This is a genomic window from Acidobacteriota bacterium (assembly GCA_040754075.1).
Classification (GTDB): Bacteria; Acidobacteriota; Blastocatellia; order UBA7656; family UBA7656; genus JBFMDH01.
Window position 1 is genome coordinate 151,129 of record JBFMDH010000010.1, and the last position, 15,470, is coordinate 166,598.

Consider the following 15,470-nt stretch of genomic DNA (forward strand, 5'->3'; position numbering starts at 1 on the left):
CCACTCCTTGTGACAATCTTGGCTGGGATTACAAAACGAAATACTGAATTGCAGAAACTATAGACCTGTGGACAAACAATTCCTCTATCGGTTTCAACTGACTGAAGCGTCTGTTTTACTTACTGTTTCTTAGAAGAATTTCGTCCAAACCGTGCATTTTCATTTCAAGCAATTGATTGAGCGAAACATTTTTGAATCCGGCGGCGCGAATCTTTCGCACGTAATCCGGGGTGACGTTGTGAATTTTCAACCGGAGGACTTGTTCAAGCGTCAGGTTATCAAACCCCAGTCCGCGCATCTCTTTTACGAAGTCGGCGGTGATGCCATGAATTTTTATTTGTAACAACTTCTCGAATGAGACATTGTCGAATCCCATCGCTTTCACTTCATTTGCAAACGCCGGGGTCAAATTATGAACCTTGATTTGCACCAATTGATTCAAGGTCAATTTCTCGCCTGTCCAACTCTCTGCCTGGCGAATGAATTCTTCATTGATATTTTGCGAACGCAAACTGATGACTTGATTCAAGGTCAGTTTTCCGAATCCGAGTTTACGCAGCGCGTCAATATATTGCGGCGTGACATTGAAGGTTTTTAAACTGGTGAGCTGGCGAACCGTAAGCTGCTCGAAACCGGCTTTTTTTATTGACGAAATATAATCGCCGGTGACGCCCGAAACTTTCAGTTGGATGAGGTCACGAACCGTAGGTTTATCAAAGCCCCAGTTTTGCACCTGACGAACATAGGCTTCATCAATGTTATGGATTTTCAGTTCGGCTATCTGATGAACGCTTAAATTATCGAACCCCATTTTTTTAAGCGATTCGATATATTCCGGCGTCACATCAGCCATTTTCAAGCGGATGAATTCATTCGGGGTTAGCGGCTTGGTCGATTTATTTTTTGATTCGGAATTCTGTCCGCTGCCGATTCCTGCTCCGCCGCCAACGCCATAACCTGCGCCCGCTCCGGTGCCGGTTCCTGCGCCACTTCCTGCGCCGATACCTGTACCGCTTCCCTGCCCTCTGCCTTGACCTTCGCCAGTTGTCACCTCACCGGGGTTTGCTTCATTAGTAAAATTCACAGCGATGACCGGATTCGGTTGATTTTCGCTTTTGCTCGAAACCTGTGCGGCGTTCTGGGTTTGCAGGGAAGCTTTAATATCATCCAGGCTTCTTAAAATCGCCGGTTGGTTATCCGCGCCGGCGACTTCATTGACTTCATAAGGGTTTTCAACAATCGCTATTTCATTATCGGCGTTGGCAGAATTTACCTCCGCGATGTGGGCTTCAACCTTGCTTCGCGGTTGAATTATCGCCAGCGGAATGATTAACAAGGTCGCGATTAACGTTGTAAAAGCCACACGCTGGCGAGAATTGGTTTGGCGTTTAATGTTGGTATTCAAAATGGTGCGCACACGGTTTTCGAGTTCCGAACACGCCATGCCAACCGCAAACGGCGAGACACAGACGTTGGCTTTAAATGACCGGGCGATTTCAACCAGATACCCCGCATAATCGGAAGGTCGTGTGCCGATTTGCAAAACTTCATCATCACAGGCGAGTTCACGTTCAACCCGCAACCGCGCAGCCAGTTTCCACACCTGCGGATTGAACCAGTAAATCGCGCAAGCCATCTGTGCCAGAGTTTGCGTCAAACAATCGCGCCTTTTGACATGCGCCAGTTCGTGAAGCAACACGATGCTTCGACCTTTCAATGACCAATCATCTGCGGCTTCGGGCAGTAAAATTACCGAACGAAATGCGCCCCAGGTCATCGGCAATGAAACGCGCTCGGTCTTTAAAATTTTTACCCCTTTATTCAATGACAGCCGGTTGCTCAAACTGTGCGTAAGCGTTACCCAGGAAATATCGGTGACCGGTGTTGCCTTGAGCGCGATAAACCAGACATTGAATAAGCCGAATGCGAAGCGGCAGGAAACCATTAAAAATCCGCCCAGCCAGATTGCCAGGATAAGCCCTCCCCAGTTGAATTCATTTGCCGACTGACGCTTTTCGGTTTCCAGATGCGAGGCGACATCCGGTAGCGCCATCACTGGCGGCAGCGATAACTCATCAACTCTGTAAAGCTCTGTTTGCTTGGCTCTCGATGAAGCCATCGGTTCCTGAGCCGTAAACCTGGTTTCGTTCCGGTCAGTTACCGGTTTATTGATTTCGGCAGGAGAAGAATTGGTCGGCTCCATACTCATTTTATTCTGATTTTCAATGTGGACATCGGCGACAGTTGGTGAAATCAACGTCGGTAAAACCGGGAAGCGAATTGCCGGTAAACTCAACGCCAGCACCGGAATCAACAGCACGGCGGCGATTGACACACTCAAAATCAGGTGCCGGGTCGCGGCTGAATATTTTTTGAGCAAGGCAACCATAACTTGAGCCAACGTGAGGACAAGCAAACTTTTCATTGCCACATCAAAAAGTAATTGCAGTCCGTCGTTGGTGTTTAAATTAAAGAAAACCAGATTGAACATTGCGGTCATAAATTAACGTCCTTTTTTACGGGCATCTTCAATCAACCCGGAAAGTCTGTCTAATTCATCCTGCGAGAGTTTGGAACCGGAAATATCGAGAAGCGTGGCGACGGCTTCTTCGGTTGAGCCGTCAAAGAAGGTTTGCAACATCTGTTTCAATGCCGATTTTCTGGCTTTTTCGCGCGCCAGTGTGGGAATGAAAATGTATCGCGGCCCGTCCTGTTGATGCTTTAAATACCCCTTTTCTTCAAGCAACCTGAGCATAGCGCGGACTGCCGAATAACTGGGCGGTTCCGGCAATTGCTCCAACACTTCGGCAGCGGTTGCCTGTCCGAGTTTATAAATAACATCCATGATTTGCCGTTCCCGACGGCTCAGCTTATGGTGCGATTTCTGCGTCATATCTCCTCTCAATCTTGTTTGCGTTGTCGCCTGGTTTTTATTATTCACCAGGGGTGCTAAATTTCTAGCACCCGATTGGTGCTAATTTTTTAGCACCTTGCAAAACCCAAGTCAAGCACTAAATGCATGAAGGATAGTTCTTCGTAAAATATCCAATGAATACAGCTAAACCAGAATGCAGAAGCTTGATAGGCTCTACATTGTGATGAAGCCTTGTTTATGGGGTATAAGTATTCTCGCCTTATCGAGAGTGCCGATGTCTCGATTTCTGGGTTAGAATATCGATTGTCTCATTCGTTCAAGTTGGTATGTCTTATTCAATAACAACCCTATAAGTCAAAACCAAGGTTACAGAATTTACTTTTCTAACTCGCCAACAAGAGTGGTATTGATTAAGATTGGCAAGGAAGATGTAAAGAAGTGTAAAGGAGTTTGTCTTTATGCCAACAAATAACATTGAAACCGACCAGCTACTAGTTGCGGCATCACAAATGTCATCAACAGAATTGGAACAATTTGTGAACAAACTTTTTGCTATTAAAGTCAAAAAAGGTGCGCCATCTCTACCTGCGAAAGAGCTAGAGCTTCTACAGAAAATCAATCAAGGGTTTCCTCCTGCAACCTTTACTCGAATGCAAAACTTGATTGCCAAACGGCAATCTCGCACTATCAGTGATAAGGAACTACAAGAGCTAATTGGTATCACCGATGAAGTCGAACGGGTGAACGTAGAAAGAATAAAGTATCTAATCGAACTTGCGGCTTTACGTAACCTCACTCTTGATAAATTAATGGATCAACTAGGTATCAAACCCTCACCTAACCTTTTAAATGAAGAGCAAGAAGTTAATGAAACCACTAGCGAGTTACAAATCTCTGAAGGTTTAATAAAGGAATACGCCGGTAAAAATAGTAGTCAAAAAGGGCTTGAACCTGAAAAATCACTTACACCAAGAGTTCGCTATATAAATGACTATAAAAGACCTCAAAAATCTTTAATTAAAGGGAATAGAAATCAAAATGCGGCAGATTCTTTAACAGGAACGTAAATACCGTTAGAAGAAAGGATACTTCATGGAACTCGTATCAGTTGTCATTGCCAGAGCCGTTTGGTTCGTCAACGCTCGCGATATAAACCCTCGCGGATTAAATCTATGGCATACGTTTTTACCTACTCTTACAGAAAAATATAAATTCATTCAATATCCTAAGGAAATGAGCCTTGACCTACAAAGAGAGGCAGGTGACAGGTTTGTAGGCGGTACTTATAAAAATACACAGGGAGCAAATATATTAATTAATTTCACAAGTTTTGACGACGGAATGGTAGCAGAGACACGTTCTTCTACACAGGATAGTGAGGCTTTTCTCGAAGAAATTTCTCAGTGGATAGGAGAATTTGGCCTTGTATTTCGTCCAGAAATGGTGAGGAGGAAGGGGTATGTTAGCGAGCTAATCGTTAAATCGGAGTATAGGCTCAATGCGCTAAATCCTAAGCTGGAAAAATTTGCTGCCCGATTATCTAAACTCACATCTGGTGAGCGGTTATCATCTTTGCCAAGTGAGTCCTTTACCTTTGAGACTTCCGGGTTAGTATTTACAGCAGATGGATTAGGACTGAAGCCTTCACCGTTTCGGTTTGAAAGAGAAAATGATACTCTCTTCTCAGAAAATAAATACTACTCCCAAGCACCTTTGCAAACAGATACCCACTTGGAGTTGTTGAACGAATTGGAACAAATACTGTCTTCTTAAAAAGAGTCTTAATATCCATGTGTTTTTTGTCCAACAATCTCGCATCTCATGAATAAGCGCAAGATTTCTCCGCAATTGAGACAGTTGGTGAAAGAACGTGCTCATTTCTGCTGCGAATACTGTTTGAGTAACGAAGATTTTTCTCCAACGACATTCTCAATTGAACATATCGTGCCAATAGATAGTGGCGGACTAAGCATACAAGACAACCTCGCACTTGCTTGTCAAAGTTGTAACAATTTTAAATATAATAAAATTTCTACTATCGACCCAATAACACAGGAGGTTGTGCCTTTCTTTAATCCGAGAACCGACCTCTGGCATGAGCACTTCACCTGGAATCAGGATTTTACCGAACTACTTGGGCTTACCCCTATTGGGCGCGCTACTATTGAAGGGTTAAAATTGAATCGGGTTAACGTGGTTAATTTACGGCGTGTTCTAATAATTGCAGGAAAACACCCCCCTTTACATCATCCCAATTACAAATAATCATTCGCAACGAAGCGCCACCATCGGGTCGGTCTTGGCGGTGCGGCGCGCCGGCACCAAACCGGCTACCAGAGCCACTCCTGTTAAAATTACCGGTACGAAAGCAAATGCCAAAGCATGGGTTACGCCCCTGCCAAAGAACTGGGGCAATCCGAAACTTTCATCAGGGTAAAGGCAATACCTTTAAAGAGGTTTTGCCTGGTTTTCCCCTTCCCGAATTATTGACGTTTCAGTTTGATGGTGCCGCGGTCAGAGCGTATGAGCAGACGCGGACCGCCGCCATTGATCGTGCCTTCAAAGCTGGCGCGGTCAAGCGTCGTGGTCGCAATCGGGAAGTCACTATTGAAGCGCGTGCGTTTACTGAATTCGGTTTTAACGCTCAACCCCTGCGATTCGGAAAGTCGCAAGTCGATTTCCCCGCGATCAATATCAATGGTTGAATCGCCGTTGATTTGCGCGGCAAGAATTTCACCGTCGGTTCTATCGGCATCGAGTTTGATACTGCCTTTGAGATTGGCTAAGTTTGCCGTTCCTCTATCGACATTCAAACGAAAATCGCCTTCAATGTCGCGCGCGGTTACCGGTGTTCTATCGGCTTCGAGGTTCACACGCCCTTTGAATCCTTCGATGGAAAGGTTTGACCTGTCGAGTTCGATATGGATATTCAAATTTCGCGGGGCGCGAATTTCGTAATGAACGTCGGGCAGATTTCTTGAGCGTGAAAGTCTCCCTAACGCCTGGTTTTTGTAAGGAACGTCCTCGAAATTCGAGCGCACGGTGAGCGACCCGCCGCCGCCCAATACTTCAATGCGAACCGCTTCAACGGCGCGTGTCTGGTAATCTGTGGATTCATTTTCAGGCGGATCGATGCGCGCTGAAATTTCTACCTGATTGCTATCCCAGGCGGTCAACCGGACGCTGCCCTTGTCTGTCTCCAAGCGAAAATCCGCGCCGTTATCAACCGCCACTGTCTTCTTAAAATCTTTGCTCTGCGTAGCAGATACCGTTTCCATACGCGCGACTGTTGGTTGTGACAGTTGCGCGATGGCAACCAGAAAAAGAAGCAAAAATAATCCGAAAACCCTTTTCATTGAAAACCTCCGAAATTGATTTGAAATAAGACTGGTGTGTAAGTGGTGGTTGACCACAATTCGTTTCAATAAATTTTGGACTAATTTAAATGCGAGGATGGTCTGCTTTCACGCGCATCACTGATAACCTTCTACAGTGATAGCTTCCTCCAATCGCTATAGTGCAACAGCCATCCGAAATCCCCAATCATTCATACCTGAGCGCCACCATCGGGTCGGTCTTGGCGGCGCGACGCGCCGGCACCAAACCGGCTACCAGAGCCACTCCTGTCAAAATTACCGATACCGCAGCGAAGGTTAAAATATCGGTCGCGCTCACGCCGAACAACAAATCTTTCATCAACCGCGTCAGAAAAAACGAACCAGCCAGACCGATGCTGACGCCGATAACCGCAAGCCTCAGCCCCTGGTTGATAATCATTTGCAGGATATCTTTTTTCTGTGCGCCGAGCGCCAACCGTATGCCGATTTCGCGCGTTCTCTGACTGACGGAGTAAGCCATCACGCCGTAAATTCCGATGCTTGCGAGAATCAACGCCAGCAGTCCGAACATGGCAAAAAGCGTGGTTAAAGCTCTCGGCTCCGTTACCGATTCGGACATCAATTGCTCCATAGTTTTGACATTCGATACCGGCAAATCTTTATCGACAACCCAGACTTCATTGCGAATTGCGGCAACCGAACCGAGCGGGTCGCCTTGTGTACGCACCGCTACATACATCGAGCGCCACCACAGATTCTGCAAAAAGGGCGTATACAGGGTCGGCTTCGGTTTTTCATTCAACCCGGCGTATTTCACATCATCAACCACGCCGACTATCAAATCATACGGAAATTGCGGGCTGTAATCGCCGGTTTGCAGTCGTTTGCCAACCGGGTCTTGACCGGCAAAATAGAGTTCAGCCATTGTCTTGTTGATGATGATAGCCGCCGGCGCATCCTGATTATCCGCATCGGTAAACACCCGTCCGTTAATTAATCGGATGCCGAGCGTTTTGAAATAATCGGGACTGACCAACAGATGTTCGGCAAGCGGTTGCGCTTCACCGGTGGCAGGCGGATTTCCCTCTACCGTAAAAGGGTTGGTCATAATTAACAGATTCGGCGGCAATGCCATCGAAAGGCTTGCCGATTCCACACCGGGCAAGGATTCAACACCCTGTAAAAACCGTTGTTGAAATGTGGCAACCTGAGCAGCATCCGGGTATTTATTGCGCGGCAAATTGATTTGCAGGCTGACCACATTGTGGGGATTGAAACCGGGATTGACCTGTTGCAGAGTTTGAAAACTGCGAATCATCAAACCCGCGCCAACCAATAAAATCAAGGCGAGTGCGAGTTCAGAGACTACCAATAAATTTTTGAGTCGGCGTTTGGCAAAACCTTCCGTATCACTGCGCCCGCCTTCTTTGAGTGCTGTCTGCAAACGAACCTGGCCGCTTTGAATTGCCGGCGCGAGTCCGAAAATCAATCCGCTCACCATTGAAATCAAACCGGTAAATAAAAGCACTCGACCATCAAGTTGCATTTCGTCCAGGCGCGGCAGATTTTCCGGTTTGAAGGCGACAATCAAATCCATTCCCCAGGACGCAAGAAATAATCCAAGCGTTCCGCCGATGAGCGCCAATAATAAACTTTCAGTTATCGATTGGCGAATCAACCGCCAACGACTCGCGCCCAGCGCCGCGCGAATCGCCATCTCTTTTTCACGACCGGTTGCGCGTACCAGTAATAGATTGGCGACATTGACCGAAGCGATAAGCAACACAAAAACCACTGCGCCAAGCAGCACAATGAGTGGCAATTCGGAATTGCCAACAATTATGGTCTTGAGCGGTCGCAAGACGGTTTTGCTTTTGCTTTCATCATTACTGCCAGGCGTAGCAAAGCGTTTGCCGATTTCGTTGACGATGGCGCTAGTGTCGGCTTGCGCCTGTAGTTGTGTGACTCCATCCTGTAACCGACCGATGACCCCCAGATAATAAGGCGGGCGATTTTGCGGCGGCGCAATTTGAATCGTCGCCCAAAATTCTGAAGTTCCGGTTCTGGCAAAGCGAAATTCTTTGGGCATCACGCCAATCACTGCATAGCTTTGGTTATTGAGGGAAATCGATTGCTCGCTGGCGCGAGGGTCACCATTCAGATGTTTTTGCCAGAAAGCGTAACTGACAACCACCACACGCTCTTTGCCGGGTTGGTCTTCATCCGGTAAAAAGGTTCGACCTAACATCGGCTTCATTTGCAAAACTTCAAAAAAGTCTGCGGTCACAAGTGAACCGATGACCTGTTCGGGAACCTCTTTGCCAGTGAGGTTGAACCCGTTACGCGGCGTTGAAAAACCAGCAACGTGAGAAAAGCTTTGATTGTATTCTTTAATGGCGAGAAAATCAGCATCGCCAAGGCTGCCTCGACCGCCTTCCAATTGCGAATTGAACAAGCCGATGTCCATCACGCTTTCGGAATTCGGATAAGGCAAGGCTTTGAGCAGCACAGCGTTGACGACCGAAAAAATTGCCGTATTCGCGCCGATGCCAAGCGCGATGACAATTACCGCAATGAAGGTAAAGGTCGGGGTTTTCAAAAGCATCCGCGCACCATAACGAATATCTTGCAAAAGCGTATCCATAATCACTCCTTAAAGCCTTTGTCGATTATCACGTTTCCGCCAATTCATCGGTGAAATGCGGCGGTGATGTGGTATTGGCATTCCGCAAAATTTGCCCGGCTACTTCTTTTAATAACTTGGCTGCGGTCATCGCCGTCATGTCCATCACATCTCTTACCGGGTTGAATTCGACAATATCCGCGCCGACAATCGGCGCTTGAATTGCGTGAATTTGTTGAATCACTTCCCGCGTCGAAAGTCCGCCGGGTTCGTGATGCGAAACGCCCGGCGCAAATGCCGGGTCGAGGCAGTCCATATCAATCGAGAGATAAACCGGCGTCGCAAATTGCAAATCCATCGCGCCGCGCCAATCTTTCATCTCGTGGATTTCGACGCCGAATCGGTCAGCCTGTTCACGTTGATGACAGGTCAATGCGCGAATGCCGATTTGCACCAGACGGTCAGCAAGTCCCGCTTCACAAATTCGCGCAAACGGTGAAGCGTGTGAAAAACGATTACCGCCGAGTTCATCGTAAAGGTCAGGGTGGGCGTCGAAATGCAGGATGCTCAGCCGTGAATATTTTTTTCGGAAAGCTTTAATAATCGGATAGGTGATGGAATGGTCTCCGCCTAGCGAAACAACCGGCAGGCTCGATTCGAGCAAGGATTCGATAGTCTGTTCGATTTCAGCGAAGACGTTTGCAGTTGGCGTGAATTTTAAATCGCCCGCATCGTAAATTACATCCTCGGTTCCGAGATTAAAACCAAGCTCTGTCCAGTCGTTGCTGGAATCCGAATGAAAGGCTTTTCTAATCAACGGTGGCGCTTGAGCCGCGCCTTTTAAAAACGAGGAATGGTCATCAAGTGGAATGCCAATCAAGGCGATTCGGCTGGATAGTGTCATTCGATTTGATGGTTGACCGTTTGCCATGAACTTCAAAGCGCTTCAACTTGGACAAATATCGGGCAAGGACGCGCCTTGCCCTTATAAAGAGTTGCGGGTCTTAGACGGCGCGCTAATTCCCGGCTTCAAGCGAAGGAATTTTATCGACCTTGGGACGATTGGCGCGATTTGCCAACTCCCACGCGGTTGCGAAAATGGTTCGCGCAATTTTTTCCATATTTTGAAAATCGATTTTGTCTACATGGTCAGATGGTCGGTGATAATCTGCGTGCTCGCCATCCATGTAAAAGATGATGGGTATTCCTTTTCTTGCATAGTTGTAATGGTCGCTGCGGAAAAAGAAATTGTCGGGATGTTTGATGTCATCATAGCGATAATCGAAATTCAATTTGAGATAGGATTGGTTGATGGCTTCGCTGATGCCCTTCAACTCTGTGCTCATCATGTTGGGACCGATGAGAAAAACTTCACCGGGTTTTGGCAAGGGTTGATTTGCCGGTACATCATTCTCTTTTTTGGTTCGCCCAATCATATCAATGTTGAGACAGGCAACGATTTGATTGAGCGGAATCGTCGGATAGTCCGTGAAATAGCGCGACCCCCACAAACCCTTCTCTTCGCCCGCGTGCCAGATAAACAGTATCGAACGTTTCGGGCGGGTGCCTCTGGCAAAGGCTTCTGCCATCGCCAGCACCGCTACGGTTCCCGAACCATCATCATCCGCGCCGTTATAAATCGCATCACCGTTGACGGGAAGCCCGATGCCAACGTGGTCATAATGCGCGCCGATGGCGACATATTCATTTTTCAATACCGGGTCGCTGCCTTCTAAAACGCCGATGACATTTTGGGTTCCCGTGGGTTCCGATCTGGTTGCGATTTGCATGCTGACTTTTTTCTCTGCCTTGAATTCAAAAGCTTCAATCGAATCGCTCGCGGCAGCGCGATTGAAAATCATCGTCGCATTCTGTTTTTCACCTTGAAAGAGCACATTGACCAATCTCGGCGCAATGATAAGCGAAGGGATTTGAGAATTGGTCGCGCTCTGGAATTTATCGACCGTTGCAAATCCTCGTTCCAAGGCGTTTTGACGGGACTGATTCCAGTTTGCCAGGGTTTGAAACCCGGCGACTTGCATGACGGCAATCGCCCCGCGTTTTTGCGCCGCACTGGTTGGAAAATCCCAGTCTTCGCCCTGTTTGCCTGAAAAATCTTTGTTGGAGATGTCTTTCGGCGGTGCGCCCGTTACCACGACAATTTTGCCTTTCACATCAATGCCCTGATAGGCATCAATGTTTTTCGCTTTGAACACCCAGCCGTGACTGGCATAAACCACCTGTCCGCTTGCTGAACCCGGAGAGAGCGAGGTCAGAAAATCCTCACCATAATTAAATGCCTGACCATTGATTTCGACGCGAGTCTGTTGCGGGTCAATTTTATTGCGCTTCATGGCGATGCGTTGAAAGTAACTGCCATCATCGCCCGCCGGTTTAACGCCCCAGCGCGAGAGTTGTGAAGCGATATATTTCGCTGTGGTGTCGAGTCCGCGTGAAGGCGTGTCGCGCCCTTCCATTTCATCCGATGCCACAAAGGTCAGGTAGTCTTTCAACTGTGTGGCGTTGATAAAATCGGCATTGCCGTGAACTGACGCCGCAGTAGTTGCCGCAAGTTTTTCAGCCTTGCGTTGCGCGAACGTTTGAACGCCAGGCATCACCAAAGCGATGACCAAAAAATAAATGAGAGAGAGTGGTTTTTTCATATTCATTCCTGTTTTTAAAATTATTCGTATCGCAGAGCAATCATCGGATCGACCTTGCTGGCGCGTCTTGCCGGAAGATAACAGGCAAGGATGGCAACCAGAAAAAGCAGCCCGGCAATCATTGTAAAGGTCAGCGGGTCGCTGGCGCTCACACCAAACAACAGGGTTTGCAATAATCGCGTTAAAGCAAATGCCGCAAGCAATCCGATGCCGACACCGATGATGGTTAAAAGGAGTCCTTGACCGATAACCAGTTTGAACACATCGCGCAACTGTGCGCCAAGTGCAAGGCGTATGCCGATTTCGTGCGTGCGTTGGGTGACCAGATACGCAATCACGCCATAGATGCCGCTCACCGCTAACAACAAGGCGACAACCGCGAATATCGTGAGCATCAAGGTATTGAAACGCTCGCCGGCAAGCGATGTCGAAACGATTTCCGTCATCGGTCGCACTCTGTTTAAGGGAATCAACGGGTCAACTTTCCATACTTTGGTTTTCACATCCTGAATTAAATTTGCAGACGCGGACTGGCTGCGCACCACCAGATTCATCCAGCGTTTCCATTCGCGACCTGATTGTGCATAAGGCGTATAAAGTGCCGATTGCTCAGGCTGATTGAGTCCAAAATATTTCACATCGCTTACCACACCGACGATGGTAATCCAGTTCACTTCACGGTCGCGCGCCCAGCGAACGCGCGCGCCAAGCGGCGACTCGCCATCGAAAAATTCATTGACGAAACTTTCATTGACGACGCCAACGAGCGGCGCTTTGTCGGTATCCTGCGCGGTAAAATCGCGCCCGCTGAGTAGCGCAATCTGCATGGCGCGAAAATATTCACCTTCAATGCTGCGGGTTAAAAGTTCCGGTTCTTCACCAACGGCGACCGGCGGACGACCTTCGATAATGAAATTGTGAGTTAGCAAATCGGTGCCGAGCGGCAATTCACTAACTAAAGCTGCCTGAACGCCGGGAATCGCATTGACCTCTTCGAGCATGCGCGAGCGAAACTGATTTTGTCTGGCAATTTCTTTGTAGCGCGTTTCCGGTAAATCAATCCGCATGGTCGTCACATTTTCAGGATTGAAGCCGGGACGAACGGCGCGCAATTGCGAAAAACTTTTGATGAGCAGTCCTGCGCCGATGAGCAATACCATTGCAATGGCAATCTCTGCAATGACCAGTGTGCTGCGCAAACGCTGTTTTCCAAACCCGCCGGTGGCGGTTCGTCCGCCTTCTTTCAGCGAATCGTTCAGGTTATTGCCTGAAGCATTCCACGCCGGTATCAAACCAAAGACCAACCCGGTAATCACCGAAAGCCCCAAGGTAAAAAGCAGTGCCACACGGTCAACGCGAATTTCATTGAGCCTCGGCAAATCATCGGGTTTCAGTGACACCAGCAAATCAATTCCCCAGATTGCCAGAATGATGCCGAGCGCCCCGCCGCCAAGCGCAATCAGTACGCTTTCGGTCAGTAGTTGCCGAATGATGCGCAAACGATTTGCGCCAAGCGCCGAGCGGATAACCATTTCGCGTTCGCGTTCCGCAGAGCGTGTGAGTAACAGGTTGGCGAAATTGGCGCAGGCAATCAGCAACACCAAAGCGACTGCGCCGAAAATAATCAGCAGTGGGGTGCGGGAATTTCCGACGATGCGTTCCTGCAAAGGAAACAAAACGGTTTGCCGGGTTTTGTTTTCTTCGGGATATTCGGCGGCAAATTGCTGATCGATGATTTGCATCTCGGCTTGCGCCTGTTCGATAGAGACACCTTTCGCCAGTTTCGCATAGGTTCTTAAAAAATGTACGCCACGATAAGCCGCCGCAAGCGGGTTTGCGACATTGACCGGCGCAAAGGCTTCGACACGTTCGCGAGGCGAAACAAAATTTTTGGGCATCACGCCGATGATGGTATAAACCTTACCGGCAAGCGGAATCTCTTTGTTGATGATTTGCGGGTCACCATTAAACTGGCTTTGCCACAGTTCATAACTTAAAACCAGAACCGGTTCCCCGCCCTGCCGGTCTTCGGTTGAAATGACGCGACCCATCAAGGGTTCGACGCCAAGCGTTTTGAAATACCCGGCAGTAACCTGTCCGGTCATAATTTGTTGGGGTTCAGCCCCGCCGGTGTAATCCAGCGGTTGATAGGTGATGCCGCCTATCTCTTCAAACGATTGATTGCGCGATTTAAGGTCGGCGACATCAAGGGGTGATTGATTTGAACGGAACGTGATGAGGCGGTTTGAATCTTTATAGAGCAAGGGACTGAGCAACACCGAATTGACGACGCTGAAAATCGCCGTATTCGCGCCGATGCCGAGCGCCAGCGTAAAAACGGCAAGCAGGGTAAAAGCCGGTTTATTTTTCAGCGACCGCAAACCATATTTCACATCTTGCCAAAGTGTTTCCATGACATTCTCCTGTGGCAAAGAATTGGCGCTGGGTTCTCATTATTTATTCAGGTTTTTCTTTCAACTTCTTCAAAGTCTGTTTGGCGTTTTCATTCGTTGGGTCAAGCTCGATTGCCCGTTCGTAATTTTTAATCGCTAATGCTTTCCCGCCATCTGCCGCATAAGCTTCTGCGAGACTGTCGTAAACATTCGCCGATTGCGGATAATCCTCAACATTCATTTTAAAAACTTCGATGGCGTCTTTCAGCTTACGTGCAGTGATGAGGTTGTAACCGAGGCGATTGACCTGCGCTTCATCAAGCGCCGCTTGCGGATTCTTGCGACGCTCGCGATAGTCACGCAGCGCGCTTTCCGCGCCTCGCGCCAGGATGTCATTGAACAGTTTTTTTCCGGGCGAGTTATAGGTTTCGTATTTGAGCCAGGCGAGCGCCGGTTGATTATTGCCGAGAACTTCGCCAATGATTTCAGGCACGATGGAAAGCCCGTTGGTGCTGTTGGCAAATACCACGACCCCGGATTTTTTTTGCGGATTGGCAACGATGTAGGCTTTGGAGTTGCCGTTGTCACCCCAATGCCAGAAGGCTGTTCCATTCGCTGTGGTCTGCAATCCCCAACCCAGACCCCATGCCAAACTCGGCGACAATTTTTCAGGCGCGCGCAGCGTGTTGTTGGCGCCGCTTTCACTCACTTTGATTTGCGGCGTCAACATCAGTTTGGCTGTCGTTTTTTTCAACCCTTCGCCTTTCAGAATGGCGACGATGAATCGCCCATAATCGGTTGCCGTGGTTTGCAAACTCGCGGCAGCATTGGGTTGCTGAGTTTTATTCTGCCCTGCGGGTTCACCAATGGCGTTATGGCGAAAAATCGCCTGCGTGTCGTAATCATTTCGCCAGACGTAGCTGCTGCTTTTCATTTCAAGCGGAACAAAAACCGTTCGTGTCATGAAATCGTTGAATTTTTCACCGGTGATTTTTTCAATCACTTTGGCGAGATAGACAAAGCCTTCGCCTGAATAACTGAATCGCTCACCTGGCGTAAAATGAATCGATAAAGGGCTGCCCGGCCTTCGCCAGTTGGGAAATCCCGGCGTGTGTGAAAGCACATGGCGCGCGGTGATTTGACTAATGCGCGCATCATCACCGACATCATAATTGCCCGGCAAATAATGATTGAGCGGCTTGTCGAGTTCGATTTTCCCCGCATCAACTAATTTCAAAACTGCATAAGCGAACACCGGCTTACTGAGCGAGGCGGCTTCAAAGGTTGTGGTGTCGGTGACCGGTTCATTAGTCGCAGAATTTTTAACGCCGAACCCTTGATGCCAGGCTATCAGGTTATTTTCAACCACCGCAATCGAAAGCCCCGGCACTCGTCCTTCATTCATTAATTGGGGAATCCGATTTTTGAGGGTAGCGATAACTGTCGCAATGTTTGATTTCGATTTAGAACTTTTTGGCTGCACCAGTGGTGAATGGGTTTGAGTAAAAGAAAAACCTGCACTCATTAAAAACATCACCGGTAAACCAATCGCCAATCGTTTGGAGTACAACATACGCC

The 15,470-nt window shown here is 48.2% G+C and carries 12 protein-coding genes; 3 read left to right on the forward strand and 9 right to left on the reverse strand.

All coding sequences use genetic code 11. The features are described 5' to 3' along the window. Positions 1-115: 115 nt before the first annotated feature. A complete protein-coding gene (locus tag AB1757_13170) occupies positions 116-2,500 on the reverse strand; it encodes a M56 family metallopeptidase (GenBank protein ID MEW6127984.1) in 2,385 nt (794 codons plus the stop codon). Between the two features lie 3 nt (positions 2,501-2,503). Then, on the reverse strand, positions 2,504-2,893 hold the full coding sequence (locus tag AB1757_13175) for a BlaI/MecI/CopY family transcriptional regulator (protein MEW6127985.1): 390 nt from the start codon (positions 2,891-2,893) through the stop codon (positions 2,504-2,506). 440 nt (positions 2,894-3,333) lie between these two features. Between AB1757_13175 and AB1757_13180 the strand changes: the two genes are divergently transcribed. The 3 genes from AB1757_13180 to AB1757_13190 all read left to right on the forward strand — a co-directional run bounded on the left by AB1757_13180 (position 3,334) and on the right by AB1757_13190 (position 5,140). Continuing rightward, positions 3,334-3,942: a hypothetical protein gene (locus AB1757_13180; GenBank protein MEW6127986.1), complete on the forward strand. Its 609-nt coding sequence runs from the start codon at positions 3,334-3,336 to the stop codon at positions 3,940-3,942. 25 nt (positions 3,943-3,967) lie between these two features. Further along, positions 3,968-4,648, forward strand: coding sequence for a hypothetical protein (locus tag AB1757_13185; protein ID MEW6127987.1), 681 nt, complete (start codon positions 3,968-3,970; stop codon positions 4,646-4,648). 123 nt (positions 4,649-4,771) lie between these two features. Then, complete coding sequence (locus tag AB1757_13190) at positions 4,772-5,140, forward strand: HNH endonuclease (GenBank protein MEW6127988.1); 369 nt, start codon at positions 4,772-4,774, stop codon at positions 5,138-5,140. On the opposite strand, the gene AB1757_13195 is transcribed toward AB1757_13190, so the two are convergent. From AB1757_13195 to AB1757_13225, 7 genes are all read right to left on the reverse strand, one after another. Beyond that, positions 5,141-5,290 (reverse strand): hypothetical protein, encoded by a 150-nt coding sequence (locus AB1757_13195; protein MEW6127989.1) that lies wholly within the window; start codon positions 5,288-5,290, stop codon positions 5,141-5,143. Between the two features lie 68 nt (positions 5,291-5,358). Then, positions 5,359-6,231: a DUF4097 family beta strand repeat-containing protein gene (locus tag AB1757_13200; GenBank protein MEW6127990.1), complete on the reverse strand. Its 873-nt coding sequence runs from the start codon at positions 6,229-6,231 to the stop codon at positions 5,359-5,361. Positions 6,232-6,418: 187 nt separating this feature from the next. Further along, complete coding sequence (locus tag AB1757_13205) at positions 6,419-8,857, reverse strand: ABC transporter permease (protein MEW6127991.1); 2,439 nt, start codon at positions 8,855-8,857, stop codon at positions 6,419-6,421. A 28-nt stretch (positions 8,858-8,885) separates the two neighbouring features. Then, positions 8,886-9,740: an agmatinase gene (speB, locus tag AB1757_13210; GenBank protein MEW6127992.1), complete on the reverse strand. Its 855-nt coding sequence runs from the start codon at positions 9,738-9,740 to the stop codon at positions 8,886-8,888. A 112-nt stretch (positions 9,741-9,852) separates the two neighbouring features. Next, positions 9,853-11,499, reverse strand: coding sequence for a M28 family peptidase (locus AB1757_13215; protein MEW6127993.1), 1,647 nt, complete (start codon positions 11,497-11,499; stop codon positions 9,853-9,855). Between the two features lie 20 nt (positions 11,500-11,519). Then, complete coding sequence (locus tag AB1757_13220) at positions 11,520-13,913, reverse strand: ABC transporter permease (protein MEW6127994.1); 2,394 nt, start codon at positions 13,911-13,913, stop codon at positions 11,520-11,522. Positions 13,914-13,956: 43 nt separating this feature from the next. Beyond that, the gene (locus tag AB1757_13225; GenBank protein MEW6127995.1) at positions 13,957-15,465 is read right to left on the reverse strand and encodes a serine hydrolase; all 1,509 of its coding nucleotides are present in this window, start codon (positions 15,463-15,465) and stop codon (positions 13,957-13,959) included. Positions 15,466-15,470: the final 5 nt, after the last annotated feature.